A 1,108-nucleotide genomic window follows, 5' to 3' on the forward strand; every position below is an offset into this window, starting at 1 on the left:
GTGATGACCGAGGAGGTCGGCTGCATCACCGGCGAGGTGACCGTCGTGACCACCGCCTTCCCGAACGGGCAGGCGTGGGTCGCGGTCCAGTACCGTGGCGCCGATGAGTGGTACACCCTGACCGCACCCCCGCTCTCCTGCCCGTGGGCGAGTCCCTGGCCCGGTACCACCAGCGCGTCCTGGACGCCGTCCGGTCCAGCGGCGAAGCCGTCGCACCGCCCGCGGCCGGCACCGGGCAGGAGGCCATGGCGCCGTCCCGGGGTGAGGTGTCGGTCGCCAGCAGGCGGTTGACCCGTGCGACCAGGTCGGCTGCCTTGCGCAGCCGCCGGTTGCAGCCCGACTGCCCGGGCACGTAGGGGAACAGGTGCCGCAGGTGCGCCTGGGCGTGGCGGATCCAGCGGCGTTCGGAGGTGAAGCCGAGCAGGGCCTGCATCGCGGCGAGGGTGACCAGCTCGGCGTCACTGAGCCGGGGCGCGATGCCGATCTCGGGCCGCCACGGCGCCAGATGCGGCGATTCCTTCAGCAGGCCGTCGGTCTTCACCTAGAGTGCGGTCGCGAGGGAGTCCAGGTCAGGCGTCACAACCGACCTTTGGACTCCCTCGCTTCATCTCCTGCGTGTCAACGAGCCCTTGGCATCAATCATCTAGCGGGCGAGGCTGTCGCGGATGTGGGCGGGGCCCGCGGGTGCGCGGGTGGTGGTGGTTCGGCGGGTGGTCAGGATGTGGGGGTTCGCCGTCGCGGTCTCGGCTCTGTGGTCCAGGCAGCGCTGGAGTGCCGTCCAGGTCGCGCTGTTCAGCGGGGTGGGGTGCGGGGCACCGCGGTGGTGAGCGTTCGTCGGATCCGGAAGGCGGCTGCAATGCATTCGAGTGCTGACGTACCATCCGGCAATCTGTTGAACGTTTGTTTGCATGAATTGAGATGACATGGCGGGCATGGAAACCGAGCAGCCATCCGAGAAGCCCAGTGGCCTCCAAGCGATCTGGGCCAACACCCTGGAGCCGGCAGCTCCACTGCCCTGGTACCGCACGGTGCCCCGCACGGCCTGGGTCGCGGGTGTGGTGGTCGTCGCCCTGTTCACTGCCCTGGCCGTGGCCGCCGTGACCGGCGC

The 1,108-nt window shown here is 69.9% G+C and carries 1 pseudogene; it reads right to left on the minus strand.

The features are described from left to right. Positions 1 to 262: 262 nt before the first annotated feature. Positions 263 to 541, minus strand: a pseudogene (locus tag ACIOJE_RS41315) (IS982 family transposase); the annotation flags it as partial. Between the last annotated feature and the right edge of the window lie 567 nt (positions 542 to 1,108).

The organism is Kitasatospora sp. NPDC087861, assembly GCF_044742585.1.
Classification (GTDB): domain Bacteria; phylum Actinomycetota; class Actinomycetes; order Streptomycetales; family Streptomycetaceae; genus Kitasatospora.